Source organism: Sphingomonas sp. PP-CE-1A-559, from assembly GCF_004340965.1.
In the GTDB taxonomy this organism is placed as follows: Bacteria; Pseudomonadota; Alphaproteobacteria; order Sphingomonadales; family Sphingomonadaceae; genus Sphingomonas.
The window spans coordinates 17,263-35,805 of record NZ_SLYA01000011.1 but is presented as its reverse complement, the minus strand read 5'-3'; the positions used below and the strand labels follow the sequence as shown (position 1 = coordinate 35,805).

15 protein-coding genes and 2 pseudogenes are annotated in these 18,543 nt (G+C 62.4%); 4 read left to right on the top strand and 13 right to left on the bottom strand.

The features are described 5' to 3' along the window. Window positions 1-43 precede the first annotated feature (43 nt). The gene (locus C8J42_RS18065) at window positions 44-1,924 is read right to left on the bottom strand and encodes an EAL domain-containing protein (RefSeq protein ID WP_133021217.1); all 1,881 of its coding nucleotides are present in this window, start codon (window positions 1,922-1,924) and stop codon (window positions 44-46) included. 239 nt (window positions 1,925-2,163) lie between these two features. Continuing rightward, window positions 2,164-3,399, bottom strand: a complete 1,236-nt coding sequence (locus C8J42_RS18060; RefSeq protein ID WP_133021216.1) for an integrase — start codon at window positions 3,397-3,399, stop codon at window positions 2,164-2,166. A 149-nt stretch (window positions 3,400-3,548) separates the two neighbouring features. Here C8J42_RS18060 and C8J42_RS18055 point away from each other — a divergent pair, with 149 nt between their 5' ends. After that, window positions 3,549-4,640 carry a hypothetical protein gene (locus C8J42_RS18055; protein WP_165895555.1) on the top strand — a complete coding sequence of 364 codons (1,092 nt, stop codon included), beginning with the start codon at window positions 3,549-3,551 and terminating at the stop codon, window positions 4,638-4,640. A gap of 69 nt (window positions 4,641-4,709) precedes the next feature. Here C8J42_RS18055 and C8J42_RS18050 read toward each other — a convergent pair whose 3' ends face one another. Genes C8J42_RS18050 through C8J42_RS18040 form a run of 3 tightly spaced genes read right to left on the bottom strand, consistent with a single transcriptional unit; the run spans window position 4,710 to window position 7,890 of the window. Next, entirely contained in the window at window positions 4,710-5,801 is a 1,092-nt protein-coding gene (locus C8J42_RS18050; protein WP_133021214.1) for a hypothetical protein, read from the bottom strand. After that, on the bottom strand, window positions 5,798-7,285 hold the full coding sequence (locus C8J42_RS18045) for a relaxase/mobilization nuclease domain-containing protein (protein WP_243644590.1): 1,488 nt from the start codon (window positions 7,283-7,285) through the stop codon (window positions 5,798-5,800). Before C8J42_RS18045 ends, C8J42_RS18050 begins: the two co-directional genes overlap by 4 nt. A 23-nt stretch (window positions 7,286-7,308) precedes the next feature. Beyond that, entirely contained in the window at window positions 7,309-7,890 is a 582-nt protein-coding gene (locus C8J42_RS18040) for a hypothetical protein (protein ID WP_133021213.1), read from the bottom strand. Window positions 7,891-8,234: 344 nt separating this feature from the next. Here C8J42_RS18040 and C8J42_RS18035 point away from each other — a divergent pair, with 344 nt between their 5' ends. Continuing rightward, complete coding sequence (locus C8J42_RS18035) at window positions 8,235-8,504, top strand: hypothetical protein (RefSeq protein ID WP_133021212.1); 270 nt, start codon at window positions 8,235-8,237, stop codon at window positions 8,502-8,504. A 799-nt stretch (window positions 8,505-9,303) separates the two neighbouring features. Here the strand turns inward: C8J42_RS18035 and C8J42_RS18030 are convergent. Beyond that, window positions 9,304-9,651 carry a hypothetical protein gene (locus tag C8J42_RS18030; RefSeq protein ID WP_133021211.1) on the bottom strand — a complete coding sequence of 116 codons (348 nt, stop codon included), beginning with the start codon at window positions 9,649-9,651 and terminating at the stop codon, window positions 9,304-9,306. Continuing rightward, the gene (locus C8J42_RS18025; RefSeq protein WP_107955753.1) at window positions 9,648-10,328 is read right to left on the bottom strand and encodes a ParA family protein; all 681 of its coding nucleotides are present in this window, start codon (window positions 10,326-10,328) and stop codon (window positions 9,648-9,650) included. The genes C8J42_RS18030 and C8J42_RS18025 overlap by 4 nt, the downstream gene beginning before the upstream one ends. Window positions 10,329-11,109: 781 nt before the next feature. On the opposite strand from C8J42_RS18025, the pseudogene C8J42_RS20370 reads away from it, so the two are divergent. After that, a pseudogene (locus tag C8J42_RS20370) lies at window positions 11,110-11,771 on the top strand (type VI secretion protein ImpB); the annotation flags it as partial. 89 nt (window positions 11,772-11,860) lie between these two features. Here the strand turns inward: C8J42_RS20370 and C8J42_RS20540 are convergent. The 3 genes from C8J42_RS20540 to C8J42_RS18005 all read right to left on the bottom strand — a co-directional run bounded on the left by C8J42_RS20540 (window position 11,861) and on the right by C8J42_RS18005 (window position 13,275). Continuing rightward, window positions 11,861-12,022, bottom strand: coding sequence for a hypothetical protein (locus C8J42_RS20540; protein ID WP_243644589.1), 162 nt, complete (start codon window positions 12,020-12,022; stop codon window positions 11,861-11,863). Between the two features lie 589 nt (window positions 12,023-12,611). After that, window positions 12,612-12,821, bottom strand: a complete 210-nt coding sequence (locus C8J42_RS18010; RefSeq protein WP_133021210.1) for an antitoxin VbhA family protein — start codon at window positions 12,819-12,821, stop codon at window positions 12,612-12,614. A 61-nt stretch (window positions 12,822-12,882) separates the two neighbouring features. Next, entirely contained in the window at window positions 12,883-13,275 is a 393-nt protein-coding gene (locus tag C8J42_RS18005; protein WP_133021209.1) for a DUF3768 domain-containing protein, read from the bottom strand. A gap of 243 nt (window positions 13,276-13,518) precedes the next feature. On the opposite strand from C8J42_RS18005, the gene C8J42_RS18000 reads away from it, so the two are divergent. Then, window positions 13,519-13,845: a hypothetical protein gene (locus tag C8J42_RS18000; protein ID WP_133021208.1), complete on the top strand. Its 327-nt coding sequence runs from the start codon at window positions 13,519-13,521 to the stop codon at window positions 13,843-13,845. Between the two features lie 91 nt (window positions 13,846-13,936). Here C8J42_RS18000 and C8J42_RS17995 read toward each other — a convergent pair whose 3' ends face one another. The 3 genes and pseudogenes from C8J42_RS17995 to C8J42_RS17985 all read right to left on the bottom strand — a co-directional run bounded on the left by C8J42_RS17995 (window position 13,937) and on the right by C8J42_RS17985 (window position 18,472). Next, complete coding sequence (locus C8J42_RS17995) at window positions 13,937-14,590, bottom strand: GGDEF domain-containing protein (protein WP_165895553.1); 654 nt, start codon at window positions 14,588-14,590, stop codon at window positions 13,937-13,939. Between the two features lie 638 nt (window positions 14,591-15,228). Then, window positions 15,229-15,486 (bottom strand): annotated as a pseudogene (locus C8J42_RS17990) (ParB/Srx family N-terminal domain-containing protein); the annotation flags it as partial. Between the two features lie 124 nt (window positions 15,487-15,610). Continuing rightward, window positions 15,611-18,472, bottom strand: a complete 2,862-nt coding sequence (locus C8J42_RS17985; RefSeq protein ID WP_133021205.1) for a strawberry notch C-terminal domain-containing protein — start codon at window positions 18,470-18,472, stop codon at window positions 15,611-15,613. Between the last annotated feature and the right edge of the window lie 71 nt (window positions 18,473-18,543).

The window sequence follows — 18,543 nt, the reverse complement described above, 5'->3', positions numbered from 1 at the left end:
CCTGCTGCTGAGTGCTCCAGTCCTTTCAGCGCTGGATCGTCAATCAGCCTACGCCAGATCGCGTCTCAATCGGCGGTCGCGCGATGCCCTGCGCATGCTCAAGGAGAAGGGCGGTCGTCGTATCGCGATTGACCGCGGGCGAGAAGATGTACCCCTGCCCTAACGCACAGCCGATCGCGCGAAGCTGTTCGACTTGTTCTTCAGTTTCTATCCCCTCGGCGACGATCCTGATGCCCATCTTTTTCGCGGTACGGATCAGGCCTTCGACAATGGTCACGCTAACACCGTCGGGTTCCAGGTGGTCAACGAACAGTTTGTCGATCTTGATGACATCGACGGGAACGGTGAGCAGGTGCGTCAGCGATGCGAAACCCGTTCCGAAATCGTCCAGTGCGACCCGTATGCCGTCAGCGCGAAGTGCCCTGATCGCTTGCTGTATCGCTTGGTCCCCGCGGCCCATGTACACCGTCTCGGTTACCTCGAGGATGACGTGAGTGAGAGGGACCCGTTCGCACTCGAGCGCTGCGGCTAGAACCTGTCCTACGGCACCGCCACTCAAATCCGCCGACGAGACGTTGATACCGACGTGTTGGAACGGAATACCCAAATCCAGCCAACGGCGTAGGTCAGCCGCGACAAGAGCCATCATCCTGGCAGTGAGCGAGGTCGCAACCTGGGCGTCGGCAGTCGCCTCATGAAAAGAGGCAGCCGAGACCAGATTGTCGCCGATGCGCATGCGGCAAAGCGCTTCCAGGCCGACGATCTCGCGCGTGTCTAGTCGGAAGATCGGTTGATAATGGGCCTCGATCCGGTCCTCTCGCAAAGCCGCGCTCAGGTCCCTGATTGCGCCCATGCGCCGCGTCATGTTCGAGCGGAGCCCTGCCCAGTATCGCACAAAACCACCACGACCGGTTTCCTTGGCGTGGTAGAGGGCAAAGTCGGCATTCTGCCGAACACTTCCAACCCCGGCGTCGTCCGATGAGAACGTAGCGCCTCCGATGGTAGCGCGAGGGACGATGCTATGCCCGCCGCAGTCGGCAGCAACCGAGAGCGCGCTTAGAACCTCATCCGCGATCTTCTCCAGGTCACGAAGGGCATCGGTAGCCTGGAGAATGACAGCAAACTCGTCGCCCCCGACGCGAAACGTTCGTCCGGGGGTGACTGCTGCTGAGATCCTGTCGCTGGCAATCTGAAGAAGCTCGTCACCCGCATGATGCCCGAACGTGTCGTTCACGACCTTGAGATTATCGAGATCCAGCACGAACAGCGCCCAACTGCCGACCGCAGCGCCTTCAAGTTTGGAAAGTGCGGCATGATACGCAGCCCGATTGGGGCAACCCGTCAAGGCGTCGGTAAAGGCCCGGCGCTGGTGCTCGAGAACACGCTCATGTCGCTCGATAGCGATTTGCGTGAGGTGAACGCAGCTAGCTACTACCTCGCGTTCGAAGGCCGTGGGTCCTCGGGCGCTGCGATAGTAAAAAGCAAATGTCGCGATCGCGCGACCGTCTGCATCACATATCGGACTGGACCAGCAGGCGCGCAGCCCGTGCGGACGTGCAAGGTGTTTGAACTGCGCCCAGCGGACGTCGGTCTCGATATCAACGACCGTAACATCTGTTTTCAGATAGGCAGCAGTACCGCAGGAGCCGGCTAACGGGCCGACGGACAGGCCATCCAACGCTTGGGAATATGCTTCCGGTAGGCTTGGCCCGGCCAGCGGATGTAGCAGGCCTGCTACATCGACTGTTAAAACCGAACAGATTACCTCCGGGAGTATCCGCTCTACTTGTACACACAGCGTGGTACACGTTGGTGCGAGCCCCGCACCCTTGGCAATCATTTTCAAAATGGCGTTCTGAAGATGAATCAGTACGGTTACTGTATCATCGCCTCCATGATATGGATCGGTTTCAGAAAGTCCCATGGAAACAGAGACTATCACAACGCAGCTTTATATTCCTTTAAAGCTTCAATAAAACTGGCATATTAAAACATCCATTTTGAATGTTGTTTAAGTTTTCCGGAATTTGATCCGAAAATCCGACGAGAACTCGATTGATGATTACATAGTCGATATTCAAACCCCTTGCTGATGTGATCGACGATAGGCGTTCAATCGCGTTACTACGTTGCCAAGCCGATGGGGCCGTCGGTTCCTCGCCTTCAGCTCCTAATGCGAGAGAGTACACGCGCCGCAACATTGCTCCTGGCGGCAAGCTTCCGCCCATAGCGCAGTGCCGTCGACGGCGACGACCAGCGCAGCGCCTGTGCAATGCCAACGCCGTCCTCCCCGGCCGCAAACAGATCCTGCGTGAGGCCGACACGCAGCGAGTGGCTCGACAAAGCGCGCGCGGCCTCCTCAGCCTTCGCGATCGGCATCTCTACCAGCCCCTGATCGAACGCACTCAGCGCCACCCGCCGATAAATGCCGTTGACGCCCTGCCGGCTTAGCGACGCGGTACCAACGGTATACACCGTCCGCGCCGGTTCGGCCTTCTTGCCCTTCAGCTTCTCCTGCCAGTGCCGCGTGTGCCCCGGGATCGCCTCGTACGCCATCGGCGGAACCGCGGCGCGCAGACGGCGCCGATCAACCCCAACGCGGCGGAAGACCGGCCCCTCGGTGATGGCACTCGCTACCAGCCAGGCGCCGACCCGGCGCATCGTGTCCGCAGACAGCCAACCCCAGGCCCCCTGCCCTTCCTGATCGGTCTTGGACGACGGAATGAACAGGAGCGCCGAACCATCGCTGTGCGGGTCGATATGGGCGACGGTGACCGCGACGAGCTCGCTGACGCGCAATCCAGCGTCGTAACCGAGCGACAGCAGGGCGGCATCGCGCAACCCTTGCAGATCGCCGCCACAGGCGCCGAGCAGCGCGGTCAGCGTGAACCCCTTGGTATGGGGATCGAGCGAGGCCCCGAAGCGCAACGGGGCCGCCTGGCGCTGCGCAGCGCCGCGACGCCGGCGCAGGCCCTTGAGCGCCGCACGGACCATCACGTGGCTCGTGGGCGCATGCCCCCTCTCCTGCAGGCCTGACAGACCGTGTGCGGTGGCAAGACTGGCAACCCGCCGGGCGACCGTCGCCGGCTTGGCGCCCCGCGTCTCGAGCATGGCGATGTAGCGGACCAGGTTTTCGGGCTCGGCCGGCAGCGGGGCGACACGGGTGTCCTCACACCAACGCAGATAGCAGGCCAGGTCCGACGCTAGTGCCGCCTTGCTCGCTGCTGCCATAGCGCCAAGCTGTGCGGCGAAGCCGATCTCGCTGACAGGGCCAGCATCAGCGGGCAGCGCAAGACCCAGCAACCGGGTAACGCGGGCATCGATCGGCTCGACGATCCCACGCCGCGCCCGGACCGGAAGCCCCTCCCCGTCGGTGCGATGGACGACGATCTCGCTCATGCGGCACCTTCCAGCTGGTCCGATTTACCTGCATTCCGCCTGTGTAGCATATCGCCGTAGTTACCATAAGCATCGATTATGGATAGTGCCTGAAATATGCGAATAGCAGTGCCTAGTAAATCGTCGATCACTAGATTATCCAACAATCCATGGTACGTCACGATTTCGTCCTGTTGGCGCACGCGTTGGGGTGCCTGACCGGCGCAACGCGATTTGCCACGGCCGAATGCAACCGGCTCGGCGGTCTCGCGACTGTTGCTGAGGCATGGCGCGCGTACCGACGCGATGCGGGCGTCGGCGATGTCGGTCTTGCCCATCAGGAGAGCATCGACGCCGACACAGTTCTTTTCACTGACGACCCGCGTCGTGACGCCGTGCTCTTATGGCTTGCTGATCATGGCGTGCCCGCGATCGCAGCACCCGCCACCACGCTGGCGCGCATGGTCGATGCGACCCGGCGTTTCGCCTCCGATGAGCTCGCGCTGCTCGATACCGCGCAGATCGCTCTGCTCGCAGCGTCGACAACCGGCCCACTTGCTATCGCGCTCGAACTCGCCGGGCTTGATGCCGATCATTCTTTGCAGTCGATCGCGCCAGCTGTTGGCGCTGTCGACATACTGTTTGACCATCCCAATTTTGCCGAGCATCAGGGCCATGACGCCATGCTGGACCTGCCGGGTGGACCGCTGCACCGCCATGTCGCGGCACCACCGTCAGGGTGTTGGGCGCTCAACCTGGCATTGCTGAGCCACAATGCGGGTGTCGTGCCTGGGCTTGCAGGTCAGCTTCCGCGGGCCGTCTTCCGCCTCGATTTAACCGTCCAGGAGCGCGCCGAGGCCCTCGTCAAGCACTGCGAACACACCGCGCGCGGTGGCTTCGACCGCCTCACGCTCATCAACCGGCGCTGCGTTCGCGGTATCGAGGCGCTTGCCGGCCTATCCCGCAACGCCCGTGCGCGCGAGGCGTGGGCGCTCATCGTGGCGGTTGGCCCGCTGCGGCGGATCCAGCTTGCACGGGCGCTGGGTCTGTCTCGAGCCGGGGCCGATATCCAGGCGCACGCGCTCGCCCGTGCCGGCCTTGTTACCCTTGTAGCTGGCGGTCGTATCCAGCCGACGCAACGTCAGCTTATCGTCGAGCAACCCGCTATTCTGGGCGATGGGCCGCTGGCCCTTGCTACGGCCGCCCTTGATGCGAGCATGGCTGATATCGATCGGTTGCTGGAACGCTCGACACGCGTTTGATCGTCGCGCGTTTCAATTGACCGTTCCGCCTTTCGCTACCAGTGGCGGCCGGTCAGCGCAGCAGCGACCCTAACGGTCTTTAACCGGCTCCACCGTGATGGTGGGTTCGTGTTGCGTCGTGGAGCGGCTCTCACCGAGCGATGGCCGTTCGCCGAGTTCGATACGTTTGGCCAGGTCGCGGTGAAGCGCGGTCAGCTCTGGCTGTACGACGTCCCCCGATGTAGGTTCGAGCTTCTCCTCAAGAGCATCGAACAGATCGATCGCGCCCGCCAGTTCGGACTCGGCGTAAAGTTCTGTGCTTTCACCCTGACGCCATAGCTCAGCGAGTTCCTGGGATCGCAAGAAGCCACTGCCGGCTGATCGATCCGTCGCCCGGGTCGTCGTCGGCCGTGGTGGCGGTACTGCTCCGCGCTCTTCGATCTTCGCGCGTGTGATGGCGGCGAGGCGATACCGAAGGAGGCGTGATTCTGGGGTGTCCGTCGGTGAAGGGGTCTGCTGCTTTTCAAGAAGCGTGATGAGATCCTCCGCGCTGGTGCCGGCGATTGCCTTTCGCCAGTCGACCAGGGCGCGTTCGTTGGATGAGAGGTCGGCCGGTTGAGCGAGGATGAACCGTTCCATCAAGGGGTCGTCTTCCACATCGATCGGCAGCGGGCCGCGTTGCCCCAACACAGCTGCGCGGGTGAAACCGATCAATTCCAGGGTTTTTGCGACCCCTGCCCTGCGGTCCTTCCGGTTAGCACTTGCGGCCACATCCAATCGGCCTGCGATCACCTCGAGGCCAAGGGCGATATCAGCGGTCCCCTTCTCACCGGCGCCAGCGATTTCCTGAGTCCGGATGATGTCCTGATGCAGCGAGCGTGTCGTCACGCGATCGGCGTCGGACCGCTCGATGAGATTGTGTAGAACCGGGGCCAGAGCTTTGAGCCACGCATGCGTGTCAGCGTGACCGTCGACCGTCTTTGCGAGGATAGCCTCTTGGTACGGCACGACGTCGCAAAGTGGCGCGATGCCGGTGTCGATGACATCGATGCGGCGACGTAGCTGCTCCTGGGACTCTTCGATACGCGCGTTGCTTCTCGCCAGTGCCGCCACTTCGCCCCGGAGCAGGGAGACGGCGTCCATGAGCGCGGCGATCGCGACGGTTGATGCGTCTGAAGTCATCGGCTGGGCCCACCCCTATCCTTTGAACGGTCACGATCGAGCCGCTCGCGATTCTGCTCCTCGGCCTTCCTCACGATCTCGTCGTGGCGTGACACATCGATCGGCTGACTGGGCTCGCCGATCTTCTCGGTGATCGCTCGGAGACGATCGCTGAGCGTGCCGGCGCGATCTGGATCGTCATCCTTCCCCGCTTCGGCTCGGCTCTTTTTGTTCAGATCGCGAATACGATTTGCCCTGTCCTCGGACTGGGCTGGCGTCGGCATCGTATCGCCGGGACGCGCCTTGGGTTGAACCTCCGGCGCAGCGATTTTGTGATGAAGCGCCTTGAGGATGTCGAGGCCGGTATCGGCGGGCGACACCGAGGCGTCGGGGATACGAACAGGCGGTCGGACAGGTGCAGCGACGATCGGCTCGGCGACCTTCTCGCTCGCCAGGCGCATTGCCCTGACCGAGTTTGGTTCGGGCTCCGGCATCGTGGCGGCGAACCGCTCGAGGCTCCGAGCGACGTGTTGATCGACGGCTGAAGGCGACGTCGAGAGTTCCGCAATCGAGCGTGAGTAGGTAGCGCGAACGATTGCCTGCCGGCTGGCCAGCATCGCTATGACGGGGTCTTCGCGACCCTCCGCACGAAGACGTTCAGCACGCGCGATACGGCTCTTGTCGATCTCAGGCACCTGCCCCTTTTCACGCATTTTCACCGCGGCAATTGGCTCGTGCATAGGGTCAATGCCACGCGCCCTGGCGGGCGTGGCGTTTGCCTCGATGCCGCGGGTCCGCAGCTTTTCGGCAAACCGCTGGCGATACCGGAAGAGATCTTCGCGGTCCGGATGGAAGCGTCGGCCATCGTGATCGCGGCGCGCGATCGTGAGGTGAACGTGCGGATGTTCGCGGTCGACGTGGAGCGACGCGACCCATGATCGATTGGCAAATTCTTGCCTCGCAAAGTCGAGCGCGGCGTCCTTCAAGCGATCCGGATCGGTGCCGGTCGGCATCGAAAGGATCATGGAAATCGACGTCGCCCCTTTCCTCCGAGCGTCACCATCCATCTCCCAGCCGTGCCATTCTTGGGCGAGCAACTGCATGTCACGCCCGTCGCGCAGCACCTCGCCTTCGCTCGTTTCCAGACCCAGTTCGCTCTCATCGCCGTGGCCCAGGCGGCTGATGTAGGAGAAGTTCGCGAGCACATGGCCGCCGCCATGTTGACGCCCGGTGATCCGCACAACGGCCTCTGGCGCGCGACGTGAAGTACGGTCGGCCGTCATCACGGCGCGGGTATTCATGCGGGCCTGCGATCCGCCTCCAAACGCATGTTTTGCCTGCGCGCTCGGGCGCGATCCAGCCGACGATGATGCCGGTTTCGGAAACATCGATGCGACGGCCATGCCGAGGATCGTGCCCCCGGTCTTCGGGCCTTTGGCGCTGCCGCCCCCCGATCCCATGCGGTACTTTTTGGGAGGCGCAAAGACGCCTGCCATCGAATCCATCGTGCCGGAGGATAGCCGCAAACTCACTCGCCCGGTGCCTTATCCTTGCGGGTCCAGTACCCGATTTCACCACCGATCGAGGATGCCAGCGTGCGCCGGGCCTCAATCAGAAGGGTGCGTAACTCGGCGCATGTTTCCATGAAGGAGCCCGCGATACGCGCGATGTCGAGCGAGCTTTCCGGTTGGTTCGCCGCGTTCATTGCGTGGACCGCCTGGTTGATGTTTCGTCCGATCGCGAGGACCTGCTTGCGGACTTTGCCGATCTCCGTTTGCGTTGCCGGTGCGAGACGCAGCAGCGCGGCCCTGTCCCAAAGCTGCCAGCGGATCGTGCGTTTGATCCACTCGTTGCGGGTCAGCCGCATCGGCGCCGCAACGGTGTCGATCGCTTCGATCTCACTCCGGTTCAGACGGACGGTAACCCGAATGTAATCGTCGGGATGGCCCCTGCCCTGCAGCGGCATGACCGGCACGCTGCGGCTTTCTGGTGTAAGCGCTGCTTGCGTCAACGCGGCTGTGATCCAGCTGCTGCGCGTCTGTCCAGACGCCACGGCGATACGATCGATCTCGGCCGTGAGAACGTCGCTAAGCCGGACCGTAACCTTCATCTTGAAAGCCCCGAGCAGCGGAGACTCATACGCCAATGTCCGACATTGGTGCCATGAGCCATATCCTGCCATACCTTAAACCAATCCCCCACAGACCTTCGGCTCCTTCCCTAAGCACTACAGCATGTCACGAACGCGGAGGCGGGGCAACTGTGCTGCTTCAGCCCTACAAATCTGGCAAACGCATTTCTGTCTGCTGTCGATCAAAGGGCAAAAGGTGCACCTTCGGCGCGCGCTCTTTGTTTTTGGTTTTGAAGCGATCCCGGTCCAATCGATCAGTCTAGCAATCTGAGCCATCCTCGGACATTATGCGATCGATCCCGCTTAAAACTCGGAGACATTTCATGGCCCGAACCTCCTCCAAGACAGTCGACATCACCACCATCGAAGCGCGGGAAAAGGCTCTCCGTGAAGAACTCGCCGCACTTGCTGAACAGAAAAAGGTCGCCGAACTTGCTGCACGCGATGCCGGCCGCCCTGCCCTGCTTGCCGCTCTCGATCGCGTCAAAATCCCGTCGATGGAAAAGACAGACGCTCGCTCCATCGCTACAGCCATCTCAACCCACGGCGCTGCGGCTGTCGCTCAACACCTTGCCACGATTTCTACGTCCTGACTCTCGCTGCGCTACAACTCCCCCCGCAAAACGGGCCCGCACGGCTCCACGAAGCGTGTTGACGCCCTTCGTAATCTTGGGGTCGCGGCAGAGCGTATTTCATCAGGCCCCAGACCGGAACGACCGTCGTCAAAACCCTCCAATCCCTAGCCGGACATGTCGAACGATGGCGCTTATTGTATCTCTGGGCGTATCCTTAATTCGAAACGTAAGCCGAGCCACATCGATTGATAGGTGCGCATCAGAACGCCTCTGCCGCGCTTCGTGGGATTGCTCACGAACTAAAACTGGAGCTGCTCGGCCCCGTTGAATTGGCGTCGCTGGGTGTTGCGCGCCTATCTCACCGCTTCCCCGCTTCTGGCTAGGTCTCAGACCCAATCGGCAGCCGTTCGGTCATATCCACAGTCCGTGGTTCGGGGCATCTTTACGTTTCGCCAGGCCTGAAGAAACGCATTGAGGCATCTGTGCGCATCGGTCGCGCGCAGCTGATAAAACCCGTCGCTTGCGTACCGGGCACTCTTCGCCACCGACCCACGCAAGCCTCCCCGTTCGTTGCGACGGTCTGGGCCTCGTCATTCCTCTACCTTAATGGGCAGCGATCGGACGCGGGGCTAGCCCTGTTATCGGTGCTGCGACGCCTGCTTATGTGCGTCGACCACCTCCTCTATGTCCTGCGCCAGCGATCGTGCCCGACTCGTTTTCGTTCAGCTATTGCCGAACGGTCCCGTTGGCCGTTGGCGGTTCACTGAACCTGTTTGGGCGCGTCGTTCGGGTATCATCGTCGCGCGCCGTCGCGTCTCTACTTGTCGCTCGGGGCGGCCAAGCGCTCTTCTTCCTTCTCAGCGAAGTCGAGAAGCCGGGTCATCGCGTCACCCTTCGAGAGACGCTGCCGGTACGCGAAATCCTCGAACCTTTGTCTATCCTCGGGGCGTGCACGAACATGGATCGCGTCAGTAAATGTCGCCTGTCTGGGCTTCGGCGTAGGCCGGGCGGGCGCTGATGGCGTCGCTTTCTCTGAACGAAAGCCAAGCCCCTCCCCGCCCGCCTTTGCGGCCACGATTTGCTCGGGCGTCGGGACTGGAATGTCATCATCGGCCGCGAAGCTGGCGATGGATCGGCGTGAACCCGGTACGGCCTTATCGGTCATGCAGCAGCCCCTTCCTCGAGCAGCGCCAGAACGTCATCGCGAAAAGCGGCTGCGTTAATTCGTGCGCTATCTAGCGAACCCACGTCCGCGTTTGTCATCTCAGCAAGCGTACCGCCTATGCTGAAGAGACCGCGGAATGCACCGCGTTCCGCGAGTGCAGTTGGGATCATAGGTATGCCGGCTTTTTGCAGATTCGCGACGACTGCTTTCAGGTCGCGCGTCCAAAGCCGAAGCGAAGCAGGCGTCCTCGTAAGGACCGCCGCGAAAGGCAACGGACGCTCGCGGGCAGTCCCGGCGTTGCGGACGACCTTAAATGCCCGCGCTGCCTCCACGGCGTCTAATTCCGATCCCTGGATGGGAATGAGCGCAAGATTGGACATCAGGAGCGCACTGGTCGCGCGTGCGCTTGCCTTTCCCTCCAGATCGACGATCACGAAGTCCGCCCGCTTCCGAGCTGCGTCGATTGTGCCGATTATCTCGTCTTCATCGATCTCGGGCAAGACCTCGATAGTGTCGGGCTTCCCATCCTTCTTCGCCCATCGGGCAAGCGGAAAATTCGGGTCGGCATCGATCATGACGACGCTCGATCCCTGCGCGGCGATCTCTGTCGCCAGGATCAGGGCTGTCGTCGTTTTTCCGACACCGCCCTTTGGCGATAGCATGGTGATTACGGGCATAATGGCTCCGGTGGTGTGCGCTGACGACAGCTGCACATGTGTACGTTGTTTCGCAGGTTACACATGTCCCGCACGTCGTACAAACGCTACGTGTGCCGCGTGTTTCACGCGTAGCCCGTGTTCACATGTTACACACGTTTCGCACGTTGCGCACGGTTGCGCACGGTTGCGCACGTTGCGCACGTTGCGCACGTTGCGCACGTTGCGCACGTTATACGTTGGCCACGTATGCCACGTGTGCCACGTGTGCCACGTGTGCCACGTGTTACACACGTAATTTGTATCCAAATGTCAGACGCGTATCGGCGTTGTACAAGAGCCACGTGTGACGCCTGTTACACGTGTGGTACGTGTTCACATGTTACACAAGTACCGCACGTTGTGAAGATTTGACGTTGAACGCGTGTTATACGCGTTGCGTATGTTCACATGTTACACACGTTCCACACGCGCGCAGGTGCCGCGTGTTCCACATGATGCGCGTGTGGCGCACGCTCACGCGCGGTACTCGTTCCGCGTCGGGAGAATGATCACATGGGGCGCATGTACAATTTGCGTTACATGCTCATTTCGTGAACATGTTCGCCAGGAAGCCGCGGGAGCCTTGTCACTCTCTAAGCGCCGCTAGATTGCTTGCCGGCTGACGCCGATCAAAACGGCGATGTCGTTGATCCGGGCAGGGGGGGGGTCGGCTTCCCGATATTCCTTGGCTTTAGCCCAATGTGCATCGTCGATGCTCGGTGGCCGCCCGAACCGCGCGCCCGCGCGCTGCGCGGCCGCTATAGGGTCGGCGCTGGCGGCGCGACTGCATCCGTTCGGGATCCGCACGACGGCCGATCTGGTGGCGATGGCACCGGCGTCCGCGCGTGATGTGGGGACCGTCGTTCTCGAGCGCCTGGTTCGCGAGTTGAACGGCGTCGAGTGCGACGGCTTCAGGCCGGAGCCGGAAGCCTCAAGGCGACGGCGGTGAGGCGCGAGTTTGGCGTGCCGGTGACGGGCCTCGACGCGCTTCGCGAGGCGATGGTGCGGCGCGCGACCCGCGCGGCCGAGAAGATCCGTCACCAAGAGCTGGTAGCGACGTGGCCGATCGTGTTTGCGCACGGCGCTACCGGCCCCATATGCCCTCGGCGAGCCGCCAGACCCGGATGTCGCCGCTCAGTAACGATCCGCGCATCATCGTCGGCCTTGCAGCCAAGACGATGGAGGCGATGTTTCAGCCCGGGGGCGTCTATACGAAGTGCGGCGTTCTGCTCGAGGAACTGCTGCCGCAAGCCGCGGGGCAGGGGGACATCTTTGCCGTCCAGGATTCGTGCGCGCGCGGGTTGCTGGCCGCTATGGATAGGCACAACGATCGGTTCGGGCGTGGGACCGTTGGAACGCCGCGCCGGGGGTTCGGCGCGCGCGCGTTCGATACGAAGCGGAAGCCAAAAAAGCCCGGTATGAACGACACGCTTGGCGGAGATCCCGATCGTCCGCTAGGTCGGAGCAGAGCGAGACAAAAAAAGGGAGAGGCCGAAGCGCCTCCTTTTGCTTCAGCGGATCATCTTGGTGATGATCGGTGACAGTGCCGAGAGCAGCACCCCGATCGCGATCACGGAACCGAGCGTCCCGATGAGCCATGTCTGCGCCTTCTGCTGGGCTTCAAGGTCCTTCATCTGCGCTTCCAGCCGTGCGTTCGCTTCCTTGATCTTCACCGACAGATGCTCCTCAAAATGCCTCTACAACCTCGGTGGCCTGATCGTCCGATACACTAACGGACTTCCAGAGCCTTGAACAATGTGATGTGCGTGCGGTTCGGTCTGCGTGAGACATGACGAGAGCGGGGCGGCAGCGCCACCCCGTCTTGCGCTCACTCTCCCCAGAGCGGCTTGAGCTTGCGGGTCCGCCTGTGAGCGGGCCGGGGTGCTGGGGGCATCCCGTGTACCGCGATCTCCGCTTGGATGCTGGCCAGCTCCGCGAGCCATGCCTGGGTGCGTGCGGTTTGAATGTTCATCTGATCCTCCTTCTGTTCGCTTGAGACAGAGGCGGGCTGACGATCGGGCGGGGTCGGGGTCACAGGACCGCGAAGCGGCCGCGAAGCGGGGCGTGGGGGTGCCGATTTTGTCGTGGTCGTAGTGAAGCGCAGCAAAAACGCAGGCCGCGTCAAAATTGGGGGCACCGCGCATCCTTGACGCCGGCCCCGCCCGGTCGTCACGATGAAGGGGCGTCGACGACAGAGCCTTTCCGACGTTGGTGGGGCAGGGGAGGCCGCCACACAGCGCACTTCCTTCTGCCTCCGCATCATCACGGCAACTGGACGCTCTGAGATGCCAGGATCGCGGCGGTCAGCGCGTCGCTGTCGATTTCACCGGCGATGTAGCGGGCATTCCGCTGCTCGATCTGGTCGGAGAGGATGCCGCCTTCGTGACGGACGCTGCCGCGTGCGAAGTCCACCTCATGGTGACGACGGGTGCGCTCGATTGCGCTGATCGGGTTGATCGCTTCGACGGTCATGCTGGGATCCTCTCGCGAGATAGGGACGAGCCCCGACGCCAGTGCGCCGGGGCGGTCTGCGTCATCGTTCGTCGACGCGCATGATGGTGAGGACGCGCGTCGTCAGACAAGGATCGGCCGGATCCTCCGCCCCCCCGGTGAGGTCGAGATCGTAGTAATCGATCTTCCAGTAGCAGGCGGTCCCCTCGAACTCGAACCGGCCCATGTCGCGCTCGCCGTGCGGGTCGATCGCGTCATCGAACCTGTCGTAGTCGCGCACGGCGCGGGTCAACTCGGCACGTCTGCGGAAACCACGCAAGAGGCTGACGTCGCCGATCAGGTCGGCGATACCGCAGGTCATCACCACGCGGTTGTTGCCTGGGGCCGTGATATGTTGGCGAAGCCAGTCGTTGAGCCGCGCGATCTCGGTAGGCCCACCCTTGGGCCGTTCGGAATTGGAGGTCTGGTCGGCCATGTCGGTCTCCTTGTCTGACCCGCCAATCGGGGCCTTCGACAGGCGACAGGACCGCCGAGGCATAGCTGGCTCGCGCACCCGCAGGGTCGAAACGCCGTGGAGAAGTCCGCTTGCGGACTTGCGCGTGAAAGCGCCTCGGCGAGGACGTGGGAGCCCGAAAGGCCCCTCGGGTGGCGGCGAGTGAGAGACCGGCCGATCCCAAACCGGTGGACGATGCCGGGCCGGGGGATTATCGTCGCAGCCATGGAAACGTCTGCCGACATCGTCGCTCTCTGGCCTCGCTGGATGGAGAACGTCGGCACGATGTTGCGGATGAAGGCGCTGGTTCGCTCGCGCTGCTGCCAATGCGGGACGTTGATGCGCGTCGAGATGGAAGATGTCGTTGCTCGCCACGGCGCGAACTACTCGCTGGTCGACAAGCTGGAGCGCTGCCGGATGGTCGAGTGCTACGGCTCGACCTTCTATCTGGCGTCACGAACCTATGGCGGACAGTGGACCACAATGCTGCGTGAGCACAGGCTGCTCGAAGCGTTCGAAGAGCTGCCGCCCGTCAGGACAGCGTGGAGTTGATCGTCGTCACTTGCAGGCGATGAGCAAACAGGGGCGAAGCCCCCGTGCCGTCAGTGCTAGCGCATGAAAATTGATTTTCCGTAAAACAGGTTTACGTCGTTAAGAATTTCCAGGAGCTCTTTCCCGTACTCTTTGCCATATACATAGTTTTGTCGGCGAAGTCTAAGATGTGTTCGACGCTAATTCCTGTTGCGGCACCTAAACTACATGTTGCTCTCCATTCGGAGGCGTTCATCGCAGCAATTAGCGATCGGTGGATGCTACCCGCTTTCCGTTCCGCCGATGCTTCGTCACGTACCGCCATGCAGAATGCGAATTCATCGCCGCCCAAGCGAGCGGTGACGTCATAAGGTCGAACAGCCGAGATGAGCGCCTGAGCTACGACGCGAAGCACCTCGTCGCCTGCAGCATGCCCGTGTTGATCATTCACCGCTTTGAAGTCGTCGAGGTCGATTATGCCGCACAATAGTATGCGATTATCACGTAGGGCTGACAATTCGAGGCGTTTGCACTCGCGCTGAAACGACCTGCGATTACCCAATCCCGTAAGGGGGTCGACCAGCGCGTTCGCGCGCTCTCGGTCGAACGTACGACGGAAGGCGCTGACAAGCAAAATGATGAAAACAACGCTGAACGTTCTCATTCCGGCATTCCACGCAGCGGTCGTGGTCGGAACGGACGAAGCTTGAGCCGAAAGGCCATCACCGAAGCCGTTTAAGTACAGAGTAATGACAACGGTGATCAAGCCCTCGGTCAACCCTGCCACCCTGCCGAAGCACCAGGTTGTTAGGCATAACGGCAAGAGGTAGAGCGGATTCAGCGAAAAATGTGGCCCCGTCACGCCGTCCAAGACGATTAGACATGCCCATACAGCAGTGATCCAAGCGGCCGCTGTCCATGCGTTTAGATCGGCAGACCTTCGCAACACGGATTCGAGAGGCGTCGATGGTTCGGGCTTGTGTCGTTGTATCGGGCGATATGGCGAATGCATCGGGACCCCCCGTCTACAGGTCCGTAACGACAACGACCAGCGCCTCGCTATTTTCCTAAAACCGCATCCTTTTCGAGAAAGCAGGCGCAGCGCGCGAGGGGCAAAGACCAAGCAGTGTCAAAATGCGGCGTTATGGTGAAAAATCCTGTCACACAATGATGACCCGCCACGGGGTGCCCCGGCTGCTAGCGGTGGGGTTTGGTGTCAAAGGACAAATGAGCAATTCTCTGAACGGTGCCGCGGCCGCGCGACCAGCGCGGGGGTCATGACGGGCTCGATGCCCGTCCTTGCCCCTGAGACTTTGCGCCTGTCGAAGGCGTGGGGGCCTTTCGGCCCCCATCTGGTCAGGCGAATGGGTCGTATTCATTCACGACGACGACCGAGCTGTCGTGATCTTCGGCGGTGATGACGGCGTATTGTGTGTTGATGGCGATGCCCTGCTCGATGAGGAGCTGGAGAGCGCGCAAGCGGCGACCGCCCGCCTTCACGGTAAACGTACCCGCCTTCTTGAGCGGAGTGACGATCAGGTTCTGCAACAGCCCCTGGGCAGCGATGTTGGCGGCGAGGATGTCGATCCCTGCGTCACGATTGGATTTGCGGACATTGTCCTTCGACAGCGACAGGTTCTTGACCTTCACGGACTGGATCATCGGTCGTCTCCGTTTGCAAATAGCGCGCCGCGTCGCGCGGTCACGCGAGCCTGGTCCTCCAAGCTCACAAAGCCGAAGGCTCCCTCCCCTCCCTTTGGTGAGTGGAGAGAGAGTTCTGTTCGGGTCAGGCAGTGATGCGGTCGATTACGGTCGCGGCCGTCGCGACGGGAATGAACATCCGCGTCTTGTGCTGGATGATCTCGGTGAAGCATCCGGCCGCCTTCAGCTCGGCCAACCGCGTGTGCGGCCAGTCGAGCAATTCGAGGCGCTGTTGGCCTGCGACCAGGCTGCGCTTCAGCCGGTACGCACCGAGCGCGGTGATCTCAGCCGTCCCCATGACGTGCTTGGCGGTCTCGGCACCCGACACGGTGATGGTGGCCGCGATGCCGAAGGCGTCCGCGAGCTTGGTCACGAGCGGGGCGGGGACGATGCGGCCAAGGAAGGACTGGCCGTCATCGGTATTCAGACGCCAGACCTGGACGTGATCGTCGGGCAGGCGGTCCCAGACCGGCAGGAGCAGGCCGGTGACGAGGTAGAGCGTGTTGGTGCGGGTCTTGCCCGACATCTCCTCGACCTCGGCCTGCCAGAGCGCGGAAAACTCTGCCTCGCTCGCATCTTCCCACATCGTCTCGAGGAGAAGATCCTGCCGCATCCGCTCGGTGCGTGTGGGGCGGACAAGCTCGTAACGGCGCACGATCTCGCCGTCGTCGTCGGTGAGCGAGTAGGTGCTGCACCGGATAGCCGCCTTGCCCGACTTGCGGTTGACGATCGGGCGGGCGTCGTCGCCGAGGGTCCGCAAAGCGCGATCCAGCGCGAGCGGCTTGTAGCGTTCTTCGGTCTCTAATCGGAGGATCTCGGTCTCGGCGCCGCTGGTCTGGTCGCGCCGGATCACCGTGCGATCGAGGATCGTGATACGCTCGGCGTTGATGCTCTCGACCCCAAGATCGAGCGTGCCGGCTTCCTTCGCTGCTTCGATGCGCGCTTCGATCAAGCCGAGATACTCGTCGAAGATCGCGTTCTGCATGGCGATGCGCAGCGCGAGGATGCGATTGAGCCAGCGCTGGATCGGGGGCATCTCCTCCTTGAGCCCGCCACCTTCGCCCTCCAGCTCGAGGCCGGTCAGCTTCTGGAACTCGTCCAGCGTGGTCGAGCGCAGCTTGCCATTGGCGAGCAGGCGAAACCACTGTTCGAGCGATTCCTTAGCATAGTCGCTTTCGAGATTGTCGCGCGGGTCGAACAGGCCCTGACCGCCGGTTTGGCGCTGGCCTCGGGTAAGCGCGCCCAGACTGTCGAGCCGGCGTGCGATCGTCGAGATGAAGCGGCGTTCGCCCCGGCAGTCGGTCGACACCGGCCGGAACAGCGGGGCGGTCGCCTGATGCGTGCGGTGCGTGCGTCCGAGCCCCTGGATGGCGGCGTCAGCTCGCCAGCCCGGCTCGAGGAGGTAATGATTGCGGCGCGACTGGTTTTCGCACGTCAGGCTCGCATGATAGCTGCGGCCGGTGCCGCCAGCGTCGGAGAAGATCAGGATCTTCTTCTGCCCCCGCATGAAGGCGTCGGTCTCTGCCAAGTTGGTGCGGGGCGAGCGGCTTTCGACGCGCTGGCGGCCTGCCACGTCCATGATGACGCGCCGGCTTCGCCCCGTCACCTCGGCAACCGCGTCGGTGCCGAAATGCCCGATGATATGATCGAGCGCGGATCCGACGACGGGCAGCGCGCAGAGCTGCTCGAGGAGATTGTCGCGCATCTCCAGCGCCTCTCGGGCGAAGACGGGGCGGCCGTCCTCGTCGGACATCGGTTCGGAGCGGGTCTTGCCGGTCTCGTCGACAAAGGTTTTCATCTGCCGGACCGGGAAGGCGGCCGTGAGGTACGACATGAGAAACTCCCTCGGCGAAAGTTCGATGTCGAGATTGGCGCGCTCCTCGACCGTCAGCGCGGCGAGTGCCCGGTTGAGCATCGCCTCGGACGTCGAGATGAGTTGGATCACGACGCTCTCGCCACGCGCGAGATCGGCGCGGATAGCAGGCACCAGCGAGGGCAGCTTCATGCCGATCAGGAGTTGGCAGAAGAACCGCTGTTTGGTGGATTCGAAGATCGACAGTGCGGCCGCCTTGGCGCCGCTGTTATAGGTGTCGTTCGAGAAGCTGTCCGTCACGCGGGTCGCGTCCAGCGCCGCGCGCAGGTTGCTGTGGATGATCGCCCACGCATCGGCATAGGCGTCATAGACCTCGATCTGGTCGGCGGTCAGCTTGTGTTCGAGGATATCGTATTCGACGCCGACGAAGCTCAGCGCGCGCGAGACGTAGAGCCCCTGCATCTTCAGGTCGCGCGCGATCAGCTCCAGCGCGGCGATCCCGGCGTGGCGACCGATGCTGCGCGAGAAGGGAGGATTGATGAGGACGGCCGTGGGCCGGATCGTTGGTTCGAGTAGATCGTGGATCAGCTCGCCGTCGTGGCGCGTGACAGCGACGCCCGGGAAGGCGGCCGCAAGCATTTCGGCGCGGGCCGGATCGATCTCATTAAGAACCAGGCGGGCACCGGCGCGGTGCGCGAAGGCGGCGAGCAGGCCGGTGCCGGCAGACGGTTCCAAAACCAGATCCGTGGTGGCGATTCTGCCAGCGAGCGCAGCGAGGTAGGCGATCGGGGCGGGGGTCGAGAATTGCTGAAGCTCGATTTGCTCCTGGCTGCGGGCGGTATGCGTAGGCAGGCCGGCGACCAGCGCGGTCAGTGCGGCAAGGCAATCGCCCGGAGTGGATGGCAGGTCGGCCTTCGCCAGGTACATGACCTCGGCGAGTTCGAGCATGTCGTAAGCGTCGCGAAGCGACCAGCGACCGTCGGCCGAAGATCCGCCATAGGCTTGCTCCATGACCCACAGCAGCGTGTCGCGTTGCAGCGATCCTTGTCCAGCGATGGTGTCGGCGACCACCTTGGCGGCCGTGATCGACGGTTCGGTGAAATCGAGTTCGAGAACTGCGGCTGAAGTGTGCATCGAGGGCCTCCGGTTTTATCGCCCGGTGCTCATCACCGGATCAACAAGCCGAAGGCTCCCTCTCCTCTGCC

Coding starts and splice junctions, on each gene's coding strand:
- C8J42_RS18065 (WP_133021217.1), bottom strand. CDS start 1,924: ATGGGACTTTCTGAAACCGATCCATATCATGGAGGCGATGATACAGTA.
- C8J42_RS18060 (WP_133021216.1), bottom strand. CDS start 3,399: ATGAGCGAGATCGTCGTCCATCGCACCGACGGGGAGGGGCTTCCGGTC.
- C8J42_RS18055 (WP_165895555.1), top strand. CDS start 3,549: ATGGTACGTCACGATTTCGTCCTGTTGGCGCACGCGTTGGGGTGCCTG.
- C8J42_RS18050 (WP_133021214.1), bottom strand. CDS start 5,801: ATGACTTCAGACGCATCAACCGTCGCGATCGCCGCGCTCATGGACGCC.
- C8J42_RS18045 (WP_243644590.1), bottom strand. CDS start 7,285: ATGGATTCGATGGCAGGCGTCTTTGCGCCTCCCAAAAAGTACCGCATG.
- C8J42_RS18040 (WP_133021213.1), bottom strand. CDS start 7,890: ATGAAGGTTACGGTCCGGCTTAGCGACGTTCTCACGGCCGAGATCGAT.
- C8J42_RS18035 (WP_133021212.1), top strand. CDS start 8,235: ATGGCCCGAACCTCCTCCAAGACAGTCGACATCACCACCATCGAAGCG.
- C8J42_RS18030 (WP_133021211.1), bottom strand. CDS start 9,651: ATGACCGATAAGGCCGTACCGGGTTCACGCCGATCCATCGCCAGCTTC.
- C8J42_RS18025 (WP_107955753.1), bottom strand. CDS start 10,328: ATGCCCGTAATCACCATGCTATCGCCAAAGGGCGGTGTCGGAAAAACG.
- C8J42_RS18010 (WP_133021210.1), bottom strand. CDS start 12,821: ATGACCGTCGAAGCGATCAACCCGATCAGCGCAATCGAGCGCACCCGT.
- C8J42_RS18005 (WP_133021209.1), bottom strand. CDS start 13,275: ATGGCCGACCAGACCTCCAATTCCGAACGGCCCAAGGGTGGGCCTACC.
- C8J42_RS18000 (WP_133021208.1), top strand. CDS start 13,519: ATGGAAACGTCTGCCGACATCGTCGCTCTCTGGCCTCGCTGGATGGAG.
- C8J42_RS17985 (WP_133021205.1), bottom strand. CDS start 18,472: ATGCACACTTCAGCCGCAGTTCTCGAACTCGATTTCACCGAACCGTCG.